This window comes from Hyunsoonleella ulvae (genome assembly GCF_016827605.1).
GTDB classification, from domain to species: domain Bacteria; phylum Bacteroidota; class Bacteroidia; order Flavobacteriales; family Flavobacteriaceae; genus Jejuia; species Jejuia ulvae.
The window spans coordinates 680,451-694,906 of record NZ_JAEPJQ010000001.1 but is presented as its reverse complement, the minus strand read 5'-3'; the positions used below and the strand labels follow the sequence as shown (position 1 = coordinate 694,906).

The window sequence follows — 14,456 nt, the reverse complement described above, 5'->3', positions numbered from 1 at the left end:
ATAGTGAATTAGGGTTTTCTTTTAACGCTTAATGATGAAATTGATAGTATTTGATATAGATGGAACTTTATTAGACTCTGTTAGGGTTGATGACGATTGTTTTAAAGACGTTTTTAAAACATTATATAATATAGATCTTTCAACGGCTGATTGGAGTAAATTTAAGCATGTAACAGATACTGGGTTAACTGTCGAGATTTTTGATAAATGGTTGCATCGCATACCCACACAAGATGAAATAAATCTTATTAAGCATGAATTCTATAAATTACTCAACCATAAAATTCATGAAATAAGCACAGTTTATGGAGCACTAGAATTTATTGATTATATATCATCTCACACTGATTTTAAGATTGCTTTTGCTACTGGAGGTTGGGAAGAAACAGCAAAACTTAAATGCAGTACATTTGGTTTACAGTTAGAGCAATATATTCTAAAGTCCTCTAACGACCACTTTGATAGAACGAAAATCATGCAACTTGCCATTGATGAGGCATTGTTAAGAACCAAGACAGATGGTTTTGATAAAATTGTATATTTTGGGGATGGACTATGGGATTATAAATCAACTTTAAAATTAGGGATAGATTTTATTGGTGTAGATTATCACGGGAGTGGTAAGCTTAAAAAGGCAGGATGTGAAACAATACTAAAGGATTTCTCTGATTTTGAATTTATATTAAACCTCTTAAAATAAAAATGCCTCACAATTTGCGAGGCATTTTTTGTACTAATATTGTTATAACTATTAGTGTTCGTTTAATCTAAAGTCTGGATAAGCGTCCATACCATGTTCATGGGCATCTAATCCTTCTAGCTCTTCTCTTTCAGACACTCGTATACCAACTGTTTTCTTCATTAAAAAGAATATGATGAAAGATGATGGTATACAGATAGCAGCATAAGATAAAATACCAACCAATTGGCTTATAAATTGATCTACACCAGCTAATTTACCAAAGATACCAACCGCTAAAGTACCCCAAATACCACAAATTAGGTGTACAGCAATAGCTCCAACAGGATCGTCTAATTTAATCGCGTCAATAAATGCTACTGCAAATACAATCAATGCACCAGCAATTGCTCCTATCACTATCGCATTCTCAGGGCTCATTTGGTCAGCACCAGCCGTAATACCAACTAATCCACCTAAAATACCGTTTAAGAACATAGTTAAATCTAAATTCTTATACTTTAGGAATGATACAAAAGCAGCTACAACACCACCTGCAGCAGCAGCTAAACAGGTAGTTACTAAAGTTAAAGATGTTAACTCAGGATCTGCAGATAACACGGAACCTCCGTTAAAACCAAACCATCCTAACCATAAAATTAATACACCGGCTGTAGCCATAGGAATGCTATGTCCCGGAATTGCCTGTGGTTTTCCGTTTTTAAATTTCCCTATTCTAGAACCTAATAACCATACAGCAATTAAAGCTGCCCAACCACCTACGGAATGTACTAAAGTAGAACCAGCAAAGTCATAAAAAGGTGTTTCTCTCATTTGTAAAAATCCACCACCCCATTTCCATGAGCCAGCAAGTGGATATACGATACCTACATAAAGCACGGTAAATAACATGAATGGGCCTATTTTCATACGTTCAGCTACAGCACCCGATACAATAGTAGCAGCTGTTGCGGCAAACATCCCTTGGAACAAGAAATCTGTCCACCAAGTGTAACCACCGTCTGCATACTCAGGAGTCATTCCGTTCTCAGGTGGCGCAATACCAAAACCTGCAAAATCGAAAAAACCAGCAGAGCCTTCTTCAAAACCTGGATACATTAAGTTAAACCCTAGAATATAATATAATAGCAGTCCAACGGTTATGATGAATATGTTTTTAAATAAAATGTTGATGGTGTTTTTTTGTCTCGTTAATCCAATCTCTAAAAATGCAAATCCTGTATGCATAAAAAATACTAGTGCTGTACAGATCATCATCCATACATTATTTGCTGTAAATAATCCTTCCATAATAATTAGTTATCTATATAAATTTTTGGTTTTATTTTAAAGTATCTCCTCCTTTTTCTCCTGTTCGTATTCTGTAGCATTCGTTCACATCAGAAACAAAAATCTTTCCATCACCTACTTCTCCAGTAGCGGCAGAATCTAAAATGGTTTTAATGGTAATTTCCTCAAAATCATCATTTACTACAATAGAAAGATACCTACGCTGAATATCGCTGGTGCTATAAGATACACCTCTGTATACATGCCCTTCTTTCTCGTTACCTAAACCTGTTACGTCCCAATAAGTAAAAAAATTAACACCCACAGCATGCAATGCATCCCTTACAGTGCTATATTTTGACTTTCTGATAATTGCTTCGATTTTTTTCATAATGTGGCTTTATTTTAAATAGTTAGCTTTCAAAAATAGAAAAATATTAGACTGACTAAGTATTATGCTCTATTAATAGAAAACTATTATTGGTTTATTAAAAAACATACAAAAAGGATGCTTTTTTTTTATCAAAAGCATCCTTTTTTATCAAACTAAATAATTTCAGATTCTGTGATCGAATCTATATATCTAAGATTTTTTGAGTATCTTAATCTTCTATTTCTCTTTGTCTCTTACCTGGGTACGCCAAAGCACCGTGCTCAGATAAATCAAGACCTTCAATTTCTTCTTTTTCAGTAACTCTTAATCCAAGTGTTTTCTTAAGAATAGTAAGGAATATCCATGACATTACTACAGCCCATATAGCGTATGCTAAAGCACCGATTAATTGAGCTAAGAACTGGTTTGCACCACCGCCGTTAAATAATCCGATACCAGCATCGCCATCAATTCCCCAAAGACCAATCACTATTGTTCCCCAGAAACCAGCTACGCCATGTACTGAAAACGCACCAACAGCATCATCGATTTTAAGTTTTTGCTCAACAAATTCCATGGCAAATACTACAATAATACCACCAATAAAACCAGCAGCAATTGCACCAAACTCACCCATGTTGCCACAACCAGCAGTAATACTAACTAAACCAGCTAAAGCTCCATTTAGTGTCATATCTAAGTTTGGTTTTTTGTACTTGATCCATGATAAGAATAAAGCACCAAGAGCACCAGCAGAAGCAGCTAAGTTGGTTACTAAAACTACCATAGAAGCACCTGTAGCATCATCTCCACCCCAAGCTAATTGAGAACCTCCGTTGAATCCAAACCATCCAAACCAAAGGATAAAAACACCTAGTGTGGCTAATAGTTTGTTATGTCCTGGAATGTTTACGGCTTTGCCATCAATATATTTTCCTAATCTTGGACCTACCAAGGCAGCGGCAATTAAAGCAGCCCAACCACCAACAGCATGTACAATAGAAGAACCTGCAAAATCAATAAACTCAGCTGGCATGATACCATCTGTATTGTTTAGCCATCCGCCGTTCCATTCCCATCCACCAGCAACAGGGTAAATAAAAGCAGTCATGATTAATGAGAAAATAATGTAAGTTGTGTATTTAGTTCTACCAGCAATAGCTCCAGAAACAATAGTAGCAGTAGTAGCACAGAATACTGTTTGGAAAAATAAATCAGCTGGCCCTTGGTTAAACATGAAACCGCCATATTCGTTTTCTCCCCAGTGGAACCAACCTCCTGCTACATCAGTACCGTACATTAAAGAGTATCCAATAAACCAGAATACAATAGAACCAACTGCTATATCTAACACGTTTTTCATAGCAATGTTTACCACGTTTTTAGAACGTGTCATACCAGACTCCACTAATGTGAATCCTGCTTGCATTAAGAATACTAGAATACCTGAAATAAGCATCCATAACATTCCCATATCGCCTTCAACGGCGGCTGTATCTTGCATTAAAAGGGGCATGTTTAATAATGACATAATATTTATTTTTAATGGTTAGTAATAAAATAGAAAGAGTGAGTTCCTTTTTCATAAAGAACTCACTCCATTCTTTATTTTTTTTGAGTTTTTCTCATATATATTAGAAAGAGTAGATTGCGGCTAATACGAAAGAACCTAAGCTTTTTTGAGCCATTAAGTCACTATCTAAAAATGCGTTATCAGAAGCACTGTCTAATCTAATTTCAGGCTTAATAGTTAAGTTGTCTACCTCTAAGCTTCCTGTTAAAGTTAAAGCTAATACGCTAGAATCAGCTACACCAGTACCTATAGCACCAAAAGCACCGTCTTCTGCGAAATACTCACCTCTTAATCCGATAGTAAATGTATCAGAAGTAGCTAATTGTGGGTAAAGTGCAACACCTGTAAATCCACCACCATCATTTTCTAAGCTTAAATGTGCAGCGTTAATTCCTAAGTAGAAATCATCAGATAAATCAAATCCACCTGTAAAATCGATTTCAAAAAATGAAGGGTCGTATAATACATTTAAGTACTGACCTGCATATCCTAACTGAGCACCAACAGCATAGTCACCAGTTACGTTAAATTCAGTAATGTCAGTGTCGTTAAACACACCTAACATTAAGCTAGCATCTTCTCCTAAAGCAAAATCAGCTTTTAAACCTGTATGGCTAAAAGGTCCATAAGAGAATAAGTAAGATGTACTATAGTTAAAGTTAGCAGTTGGAGAAATTACCTCGTAACCTAAGAATGTGTTAAAGTTACCCATAGTTAAAGTTACACTTTCACTAACGTTCCAATATGCATACAATTGGTTAACAATGTCACCAGTGGCAGAATATATAGGAGAAGCAAAAATTGCATCTGTTCCTCTAGGGCCAAACACTAAATCTGCAACAAAACCAGCTTTCTCACCTTCGTAAGCAAAAACTACGTTTGCCATACCAAGAGCAAATCCAGGTAAGTTAGCAAAAGAAGACCCAGGAGCTTGGTATAGAGTAATTGGCTCACCGTCGCCGTCAACAGTTTCGATATCGTTTGGTCCAGTTAAGTTAGTTCTGTAGTAAGCATCAATACTACCACTAACCGTGAAAGATGGTTTTTCCTCTTCTTGTGCAAATACAACAGTTGCAAAAAGAAGCATTGTAAGGGTAAATAATTTTTTCATAATTGTTTTAATTTTGGTTATTAATTTTTAAAAATTTATTCCTTAAGACGGGGCTAAACTATCTAAAAAAGATTTACCCCCATAAAAAAAAGGGGGTATTTGCCCAATTTTTATGATTTATCAAATTTTACCCCCTTTTTTTTAAAGGGTATTATTTTTTTAACGAAATTTTATGAAATATCAATAACAGTATTTTTTGAAAAATCATCAAGTTTTGTTTTGTTTTGGTGCGTTTTTTTTTAACAAAATCAGCTATTATTCACGATAATTCACAAATTCTTATTTATGCTTAAATTTTGTTAATTGAATATTTATTAAAATATCTCATAATTATTGATAGAAACTTATTTTAAAGTTGAGTTCGATTAAAAAATCGAAATAATGAAATAGCCCTTAATAGAAATATAAAATCAATGCCTACCTTTGTAGTTCGACGCTTTTTAAAATTAAATATATCGTTGATTATGCTGAAGAAACAAGGTCTATATTCCCCCGAATTTGAACATGAAAATTGTGGTGCGGGTTTTATTTGTAATCTTAAAGGAGAGCGAACAAATCAAATCATACATGATGCTCTAGAAATTCTTGTGAAGTTGGAACACCGTGGTGGTGTTAGTGCAGATGGTAGAACAGGTGATGGCGCAGGATTGTTAATAGATATCCCTCATGATTACTTTAAGCGTGTTTGTGATTTTGAAATCCCAAACCAGAGGGAGTATGCGGTGGGTATGGTTTTCCTTCCAAAAGTTGAAAACCAATACAATTATTGTAAAGATGTGTTTGAGCAAGAGGTAAAAGCTCAAGGGCTTTCTGTTTTAGGTTGGAGAAAGGTTCCGGTAGACTCTACGCAATTGGGACAAATTGCATTAGCTTCTGAGCCTAATATAGAGCAATTGTTTATAGCTAAGACAGAAGCTATAGATGAGGCTACATTTAAGGCAAAACTTTATGCTGCCCGTAAAATTACAGAACATGAAATAAGCACGTCTAAAATTTCTGAAAGTTCTTATTTCTATGTACCGAGTTTATCAAACACTACCTTAATATATAAAGGTATTATAATGCCCGAAGATATTGGGCCTTATTACACAGATTTACAGCAAGAAGATCTTGTAACCAGATTAGCGTTAGTACACCAACGTTTTTCTACCAATACGATGCCTACATGGGAATTGGCGCAACCGTTCCGCTTTATGTGTCAGAATGGAGAGATCAATACACTAAGAGGTAATGTAAGTAGAATGCGTGTGCGTGAAGAAATCATGAAAAGTGATGTTTTTGGCCCACAAATAGAAAAATTATTTCCTATCATACTTCCTGGTAAATCAGATTCAGCATCCATGGATATGGTGGTAGAACTGTTAACGCATACAGATCGTTCCCTACCAGAGATTATGATGATGATGATTCCTGAAGCTTGGGAAAAACATGCTACCATGAGTGATGACAAAAAGGCGTTTTATGAATACAACTGTTGTATCATGGAGCCTTGGGACGGTCCAGCATCAGTGCCATTTACTGATGGTGACTACATAGGAGCATTATTAGATAGAAATGGTTTAAGGCCGTCTCGATATACTGTTACCAAAAGCGGGAAATTAATCATGGCCTCAGAAGTAGGAGTGGTAGATGTAGAGCCAGAAGATATTGAAATGCACGGAAGATTAGAGCCAGGAAAAATGTTCTTGGTGGATATGAATGAGGGACGTATTATTGATGACGAAGAAATAAAAACAAAAATAGTTAATCAGCGTCCATATAAAGAATGGTTGGACAAAACACGTTTACATTTAAGGGATGTGCCTTATACAAACGATACTTGTCCTATTGAAACTATAGACATTAAAACAAGACAACGTTTATTTAATTATACGTTTGAGGATATACAAGAGGTAATCACACCAATGGCTCAAAATGGAAAAGAAGCTCTTGGTTCTATGGGTATAGATACGCCTTTAGCGGTGTTGTCAGATAGGCCTCAATTAATTTCAAACTACTTCAAGCAGTTATTTGCTCAAGTTACAAACCCACCATTAGATGGTATTCGCGAAGAGATTGTAACAGATATTAGTTTAAATCTTGGTAAAGACCGTAATATTTTCAGTATTACTGAGCGACAGTGTAGAAAATTAAGAATTCAAAACCCTGTAATCTCCAATGCTGATTTAGAGAAAATAAGAACAATTAAAATTGAAAGTTTTAAGGCTGAAACCATTCAAATGCTTTATCCAAAAGCGCAAGGTATGAATGGTTTAGAAGATGCTTTAGACGATATCATCGTTCAGATAGAAAAAGCTTTAGAGCGTAAAACCAATATTATCATCCTATCAGATAGAGGAGTTAATGAAGAGTTTGCACCAATACCATCTTTATTGGCATGTTCTTACGTAAACCATCAGATGAACCGATTACGCAAGCGTTCGTATTTTGATATTATTATTGAATCTGCAGAACCTCGTGAACCTCATCATTTCGCAACCTTATTCGGCTATGGTGCAAGTGCCATAAATCCGTATATGGTAAACGAAATTATTAGAATGCAGGTAAAAGAAGGCTTTATTTCTAATATGGACGAGCAAAAAGCTGTAGATAATTTCAATAAAGCTATTGGAAAAGGGCTTCTTAAAATCATGAATAAAATTGGTATTTCCACGTTGCATTCGTACAGAGGCTCACAAATTTTTGAAATTGTTGGTTTCAACTCAGAATTCGTTGAAAAATATTTCCCTTACACAGCATCTAGAGTTGAAGGTATAGGGTTATATGAAATAGAAAAAGAAATTAGCCAACGTTACAAATTAGCATATCCAGATAAAGCCATTGATAAAAAATTAGGTTTAAACATTGGAGGCGATTATCGCTGGAGACGTAATGGGGAGCGCCACATGTTTAATCCAACAACAGTTGCTAAATTACAGCAGGCGGTTAGATTAAGTGACCAAGCGAGTTATGATACGTATTCAAAAACAATAAACGAACAATCTGAGAATTTAATGACCATTCGAGGTTTGTTTGAGTTTGATAACTTAGATCCAATTCCTATTGAAGAAGTAGAACCTTGGACAGAAATCGTTAAGCGTTTTAAAACAGGAGCGATGTCCTACGGATCTATTTCTCGAGAGGCTCATGAGAATCTTGCTATTGCTATGAATAGAATTGGAGGAAAATCCAATTCAGGAGAAGGAGGAGAAGACAGAAATCGTTTTCATCCAGATGTAAATGGAGATAGTAGAAATTCCGCTATTAAACAAGTAGCCTCAGGCCGTTTTGGTGTTACATCACACTATTTAACAAACGCCAGAGAGATACAAATAAAAATGGCACAAGGTGCTAAACCAGGAGAAGGTGGGCAATTACCTGGCGAGAAAGTATTGCCTTGGATTGCAAATGCACGTAACTCTACACCTTTTGTGGGGTTAATTTCTCCACCTCCACATCACGACATTTATTCCATCGAAGATTTAGCACAATTAATCTTCGACCTTAAAAATGCAAATCGCGATGCTAGAATTAATGTAAAGCTAGTGTCAGAAGTAGGTGTGGGTACTATCGCAGCAGGTGTAGCAAAAGCAAAAGCAGATGTAGTATTAATTTCAGGATATGATGGTGGTACTGGGGCCTCGCCTCTAACGTCATTAAAGCATGCAGGATTGCCATGGGAGCTTGGCTTATCAGAAGCACAACAAACATTAGTACTTAACAATTTAAGAAGTAGAATAGTTGTAGAGTGTGACGGACAGTTAAAAACTGGTCGTGATGTAGCCATAGCTGCGCTTCTAGGAGCTGAAGAATTTGGTTTTGCAACGGCTCCGCTAGTGGCATCAGGATGTATTATGATGCGTAAGTGTCATTTAAACACCTGTCCTGTAGGTATCGCAACCCAAGATAAAGAGTTGCGTAAAAACTTTAAGGGAACACCAGAACATGTTATTAATTTCTTCTATTATGTAGCTGAAGAATTAAGAGCTATCATGGCGCAATTAGGGTTTAGAACCCTAGCTGAAATGGTGGGACAAACCCATAAAATCAATGCCAACAAAGCCATTAAGCATTATAAAGCTAAAGGCTTAGATTTATCTAGTATCTTACACAGACCTGCCGCTTACAGTGAGCTAACTGTTAGAAATACAGAGCAACAAGACCATAATTTAGATAACGTTTTAGACTTTACGATATTAAAAGATTCACATAGAGCTTTATATCGAAAAGAAAAAATGGTTCTTGAATATCCAATCAATAATATAAATAGAACTGTTGGAGCCATAGTTAGTAACGAAATTTCTAAGATTTATGGACATTTAGGATTGCCAGAAGATACTCTAAACATCAACTTTACAGGTTCTGCCGGACAGAGTTTTGGAGCTTTTGGAGCATTTGGTTTAACATTTACATTAGAAGGTAATACTAACGATTACCTAGGTAAAGGTTTATCTGGTGCTAAACTTATAGTTAAGAAACCTGAAAATGCAGATTTTGAAGCTAACAAAAACATAATTGTTGGAAATGTTTGTTTGTTTGGAGCAGTAAACGGTCAAGCTTACATTAACGGTATTGCAGGAGAACGTTTTGCGGTAAGAAATTCAGGAGCCACAGCGGTAGTAGAAGGTGTTGGAGATCACTGTTGTGAGTATATGACGGGCGGACGTGTTATTGTTTTAGGAAAAACAGGAAGAAACTTTGCAGCTGGTATGAGTGGTGGTATTGCCTATGTCTATGATCCAGATAACAAATTTGTGAATGGATTGTGTAATACTGAAACTATAGAGTTTGAAGATATTACAAGTGAAGATGCCAATGAACTAAAAGCATCTATTGAAAAGCATCAATTGTATACCAATAGTAAAATTGCAAAAACACTATTATCAGATTGGGATACAGCTTTGGGCAACTTTGTAAAGGTTATGCCAATTGAATACAAACGTGCATTGAAGCGTTTAGAGACTGAAGAACAAATGGTAGAAGAATTAACAGCTTAGAATCATGGGGAAAGTAACAGGTTTTAAAGAATTTGAAAGACAAGATGAAACGTACACGCCTGTAAAAGACCGTGTAACACATTATAAAGAATTTACAGTGCCTCTTTCAGAAGAGGAGATTACAAAACAAGGATCCCGTTGTATGGATTGTGGTATTCCGTTTTGCCATAGTGGTTGTCCATTAGGAAATCTTATTCCAGATTTTAACCATATGGTACACCAAGGCGAATGGCAAAAAGCCTCTTGGATACTACACTCTACAAATAATTTTCCTGAATTTACAGGACGCTTATGTCCTGCACCATGTGAAAAATCATGTGTATTAGGTATCATAGAAGATCCTGTATCTATTGAAAACATTGAAAAACAAATTGTAGAACGTGCTTTTAAAGAAGGTTGGATTAAACCACAACCACCAAAAACAAGAACGGGTAAAACTGTTGCCGTGGTTGGTTCTGGCCCTGCTGGATTAGCAGCTGCACAACAATTAAACAGGGCAGGGCATACTGTAACTGTTTTTGAACGTGATGATGAAATAGGAGGGTTGCTCCGTTATGGTATTCCTAACTTTAAAATGGAGAAGGAAATCATAGATCGCCGTCTAGCTATTTTAGAAGCAGAAGGTATTACGTTTAAAACAAATGTAAATGTAGGTGTAAACTATGATGTTGAAGATTTAAAAGCCTTTGATGTTGTAGTACTGTGTGGTGGTGCTACTGAAAGACGTAGTTTGCCAACGCCTGGCATTGATGCAGATGGTGTAGTACAAGCTATGGATTTTTTAACACAACAAACAAAAGTATTGTTTGGTAAAAAAGTAGAAAACCAGGTTATGGCTACTGATAAGAATGTGATTGTAATAGGAGGAGGTGATACCGGTTCAGATTGTATCGGGACATCTAACAGACATGGAGCTAAATCGGTGGTTAATTTTGAAATTATGCCTAAACCACCAGGACATCGTTCCCCAACAACGCCATGGCCTTTTTGGCCTTTACAGTTAAAAACATCGTCTTCTCATGAAGAAGGTGTGGAACGTAATTGGTTGATTAACACTAAAGAGTTTATTACAGATAAAGATAATAAGCTTACAGGTTTAAAAACTGTAAATGTTGAGTGGAAAATGGTGCCAGGGCAACGCCCTCAATTAATTGAAATTGAAGGTACCGAAAAAACATGGCCTTGCGATTTAGCATTATTGGCATTAGGTTTTACAGGTCCAGAAAGCACATTGGCCGACAAGTTAGGTATTCAAACTGATGCGCGTTCTAATTACAAAGCAGAGTATGGCAAGTACCAAACTAATATACCTAATATCTTTACGGCTGGAGATATGCGCCGCGGACAATCACTAATCGTTTGGGCTATTTCTGAAGGAAGAGAAGCAGCAAGACAAGTAGATTTATATTTAATGGGTAAATCTGATTTGCCAACCAAAGATGCGTCAGGCGATTTAGTAGGATTACATTAAAACTACGAGCCTAATATATAACATAAAAAATGCGAACTAACAGTTCGCATTTTTTGTTTGTTTTAGTATGATATTTATATGTTTTTACAATCTGGATAAGGTAAAATTTAATACGAAATACTTCCTTTTCGGTAAATGAATTTGGAGTTTAAAAAGTCAATCATATTTTTTAGTTCCGATTCCACAGCATTTTGAATCATATTTAAATCAGATGGTGTTTCTTTCGGTGTAGTAGAATATGGTAATGCTCTGTTTTGTTTTTTTGTTAAAGCATCTTTATCCCCTTTTAATTTGTACCACCTATCATGCCATTGGTTTAGACCACTAAAAACTTTAGAAAACATAATCTCATGTGAAGTGTTGTCTCTTATTTCTAGCGAAATCATTAACCTAGATTTACTTTCTTTTGAATAAATTACAGCGCTAGCGCTTACACTTTTTTTAATTTCGTTACCATTATCGTCTTTACCAGTTACTATCTCTCTTTCGTAATCTACATTTGTAGATTTTACACTTCCATGTTGTACATCAATGTCAGATATTTTTAAGTGGATGGAAAAATCAGTTAAGGTTTCTGGGGCATAAAGTTTTAAATGGGGTAAAGCACCATTATTTAAAGTCTGTGAAACTCTATCGGTAATTAATAATTGGAGTGATTTATCTAAACGCCTGTATTTTTGAGATTTTATATCCTCTGGCCTCACATTTAGAGTATATATAGAATGCTCTAAAGCATTTTTTTCTTTTTTATCTGCGTCTTGATGCCCTTTAAGGTATACATTGGTTATGCCATAGTAGGCCCTTACTTTTTTCCAATCGGATTTTGTTTGAGCTTTACTTTCAAGGTTCTGAGCTAATTCATAATAATATGGTGCAATGGCGGCCTTATTCTGTTCATAAGAATTCTGTAGGTCTTCATCTATTTTTTTATCAACAGATATTGATTTATAGTCCTCTAAGTTTTCTGAAGCAGTTATGAGTTCATTTACCTTTCTTAAATATTTTAAATGATGAATTAGTTTAAGTTGCTCTTTAACTCTTTCTATAAAGTCTTTTGTTGTGATAGATTTTTCAAGTTCTTGCTGTTCTTTAGACCACTCATTAAATGTAGAAGTAACAAAATCGTTAGTTAGTAATTTTTTAAACCTTTTTATTTGACCTCGCTTTTTTGTTTTAGAGATACCGGTCATTAAACTCAACATGGCAAGTTGATTATCATTTTTTTTTAAATAAGTTTTTGCTAGGCTTTTATACGAAGATGCTTTTAGAGAAGTGTTTATGGCTCTGGAAAAATCCCAGTGTTTTGGATTATCCTTCATGGATAAATTTGTTATTATACTTAGTTTATCCAGTTCTTTCTCGTTAGTTTGACCATAACTAAAAGTTATAATGAATAGAAATATAAGTAGTAAATGTTTGTTGTAGTTTTTCATTTTTAGTAGATGTTTAAATTTTGATGATGATTTATGTTTGTTATAGTTTTATTTATAGCGCATTGATAAGCATCTCTAGGTTAAAAAACACCAAAGAGAGAGGGGCTGTTGCATTTTTGTCCCAGTTTTCAGGATCCTTTTTAATGTATTTAGCGCATTTATTTAAACCTGACTGTATGGTGTTACATAACTCTTGTTTAGACCTACTTTCAAGCCCTAATTTGGAAGGCAAATCTTTATAGTAAAATTCCTTTTCTTTTATAAACCCAGTGAACTCATAAGCTAAGGCTAGACTTTCTCCATTTTGTATTTTCTTAAAGTGGTGTTCTAAATATTCTAAATCTGTTTTTAAAAGTTTTTTAGTGTAATCATAAAAATTTAGCATATCGTTTTGCAATAGCTGTATTTGCTCAATAACCCAATCTTTATCTTCAGCTTTAGGATGAAGCGTCAGATAAGTTTCAAATTTTTCAATAGCTTGTAAATGAAAATCATTCGCCTCGTACATTAATGCCAAGTTAAATGCAGCATTAAAGTCATTTTGATGCTCCTTGTAGAAATCTTCAAATAATTGCTTTGCTTTTCTGTATTTTTCGCCTTCAATAGCTTCCACACCAGTAAGGAACAGGTGTGCTTTTTCAAAGTCTAAATTTTGGATGCTACTTTGTGGTTTTGGATAGTAAACTTTAAAAAACTTCGTAAATGCCCTAGTAAGCTCAAACTCGTTTTGTGTATTTAGGTATTTACCACCAGATTGGCCAGCTAAATATTGTAGATCGCGTTCTGCGGGCGACCCTGGTTTAATATCAAAACCAATGGTAAAATACTTAACAGGAATATTAGCATTACCAACAAAAGAGCTTATTTGCGAGGATGCATTGTTATATGAATTTTTACCATGAGTGCTGCTTTTAGGGTTATTAGGCTGTTGTTTAGTTCTACTTCTGGTTGGAGTGTTTGTAGTAGGGGTGTTAGCACCTATGGTTACCATTGTAGTCCCTGTACCATAAACATCTTTAGGTCTTATCTGCCCACAAGTTGCCACCCCATCACTCAAAACAATGAGTTTGGAAACATCGCCATCTCCATAGTTAGAGCTGTAATCTTGAAGCCGTTTTTTAGCTGAAATTACAGCTTCGTGTAAGGGCGTGCCTCCTCCTGGTCTTCCAATAGCTTTAAGTTGTTGTGCGATATCTTTATAATCGCTACTAAATTTTAAGTTTTGCTGTTTGGTAGGATCTTCAACACAGCCTCCAGAGAATGTTAAAAAAGCAACTTGTTGATTTTCGCCATCTCCTTTTAAAATGGAAGATGTTGCCTTTAAAGCAGCTTCTTTGGCCTCTTCCCATTTGGGTTTTCCACTTTCTCCTTTTGTAGCCATGCTTCCAGATTTATCTATAAGAAATATAGTAGACGACTTGTTTACTATAGAATCTTTTAAAGGCATGTCTAATTTAGAGTGGGTTTGGTAGTGTGCTGTTTTTGGAACATGCCATACTACAGAAAGTATGATACAGCATAGTGTACTTAGTCCAATAAACTGTTTCATA

General features: G+C 35.4%; 9 protein-coding genes. 3 read left to right on the top strand and 6 right to left on the bottom strand.

All coding sequences use genetic code 11. The annotated features are described in order from the left end of the window. Window positions 1–34 precede the first annotated feature (34 nt). The gene (locus JS605_RS03310; protein WP_203256240.1) at window positions 35–700 is read left to right on the top strand and encodes an HAD family hydrolase; all 666 of its coding nucleotides are present in this window, start codon (window positions 35–37) and stop codon (window positions 698–700) included. A gap of 51 nt (window positions 701–751) precedes the next feature. Here the strand turns inward: JS605_RS03310 and JS605_RS03305 are convergent, their stop codons facing one another. The 4 genes from JS605_RS03305 to JS605_RS03290 form a co-directional block, all read right to left on the bottom strand. Next, a complete protein-coding gene (locus JS605_RS03305; protein ID WP_203256239.1) occupies window positions 752–1,990 on the bottom strand; it encodes an ammonium transporter in 1,239 nt (412 codons plus the stop codon). Window positions 1,991–2,021: 31 nt separating this feature from the next. Then, window positions 2,022–2,360, bottom strand: coding sequence for a P-II family nitrogen regulator (locus JS605_RS03300; RefSeq protein ID WP_203256238.1), 339 nt, complete (start codon window positions 2,358–2,360; stop codon window positions 2,022–2,024). 211 nt (window positions 2,361–2,571) lie between these two features. Continuing rightward, complete coding sequence (locus tag JS605_RS03295) at window positions 2,572–3,873, bottom strand: ammonium transporter (RefSeq protein ID WP_203256237.1); 1,302 nt, start codon at window positions 3,871–3,873, stop codon at window positions 2,572–2,574. 103 nt (window positions 3,874–3,976) lie between these two features. Further along, a complete protein-coding gene (locus JS605_RS03290; protein ID WP_203256236.1) occupies window positions 3,977–5,026 on the bottom strand; it encodes an outer membrane beta-barrel protein in 1,050 nt (349 codons plus the stop codon). 464 nt (window positions 5,027–5,490) lie between these two features. Here JS605_RS03290 and gltB point away from each other — a divergent pair, with 464 nt between their 5' ends. After that, entirely contained in the window at window positions 5,491–10,002 is a 4,512-nt protein-coding gene (gltB, locus tag JS605_RS03285) for a glutamate synthase large subunit (protein ID WP_239000240.1), read from the top strand. Window positions 10,003–10,006: 4 nt separating this feature from the next. Next, window positions 10,007–11,473 (top strand): glutamate synthase subunit beta, encoded by a 1,467-nt coding sequence (locus JS605_RS03280; RefSeq protein WP_203256235.1) that lies wholly within the window; start codon window positions 10,007–10,009, stop codon window positions 11,471–11,473. Between the two features lie 107 nt (window positions 11,474–11,580). On the opposite strand, the gene JS605_RS03275 is transcribed toward JS605_RS03280, so the two are convergent. Together JS605_RS03275 and JS605_RS03270 are read right to left on the bottom strand one after the other, a co-directional pair. Beyond that, on the bottom strand, window positions 11,581–12,906 hold the full coding sequence (locus tag JS605_RS03275) for a hypothetical protein (protein WP_203256234.1): 1,326 nt from the start codon (window positions 12,904–12,906) through the stop codon (window positions 11,581–11,583). Between the two features lie 52 nt (window positions 12,907–12,958). Continuing rightward, the gene (locus tag JS605_RS03270) at window positions 12,959–14,455 is read right to left on the bottom strand and encodes a vWA domain-containing protein (RefSeq protein ID WP_203256233.1); all 1,497 of its coding nucleotides are present in this window, start codon (window positions 14,453–14,455) and stop codon (window positions 12,959–12,961) included. Window position 14,456: the final 1 nt, after the last annotated feature.

Coding starts and splice junctions, on each gene's coding strand:
- JS605_RS03310 (WP_203256240.1), top strand. CDS start 35: ATGAAATTGATAGTATTTGATATAGATGGAACTTTATTAGACTCTGTT.
- JS605_RS03305 (WP_203256239.1), bottom strand. CDS start 1,990: ATGGAAGGATTATTTACAGCAAATAATGTATGGATGATGATCTGTACA.
- JS605_RS03300 (WP_203256238.1), bottom strand. CDS start 2,360: ATGAAAAAAATCGAAGCAATTATCAGAAAGTCAAAATATAGCACTGTA.
- JS605_RS03295 (WP_203256237.1), bottom strand. CDS start 3,873: ATGTCATTATTAAACATGCCCCTTTTAATGCAAGATACAGCCGCCGTT.
- JS605_RS03290 (WP_203256236.1), bottom strand. CDS start 5,026: ATGAAAAAATTATTTACCCTTACAATGCTTCTTTTTGCAACTGTTGTA.
- gltB (WP_239000240.1), top strand. CDS start 5,491: ATGCTGAAGAAACAAGGTCTATATTCCCCCGAATTTGAACATGAAAAT.
- JS605_RS03280 (WP_203256235.1), top strand. CDS start 10,007: ATGGGGAAAGTAACAGGTTTTAAAGAATTTGAAAGACAAGATGAAACG.
- JS605_RS03275 (WP_203256234.1), bottom strand. CDS start 12,906: ATGAAAAACTACAACAAACATTTACTACTTATATTTCTATTCATTATA.
- JS605_RS03270 (WP_203256233.1), bottom strand. CDS start 14,455: ATGAAACAGTTTATTGGACTAAGTACACTATGCTGTATCATACTTTCT.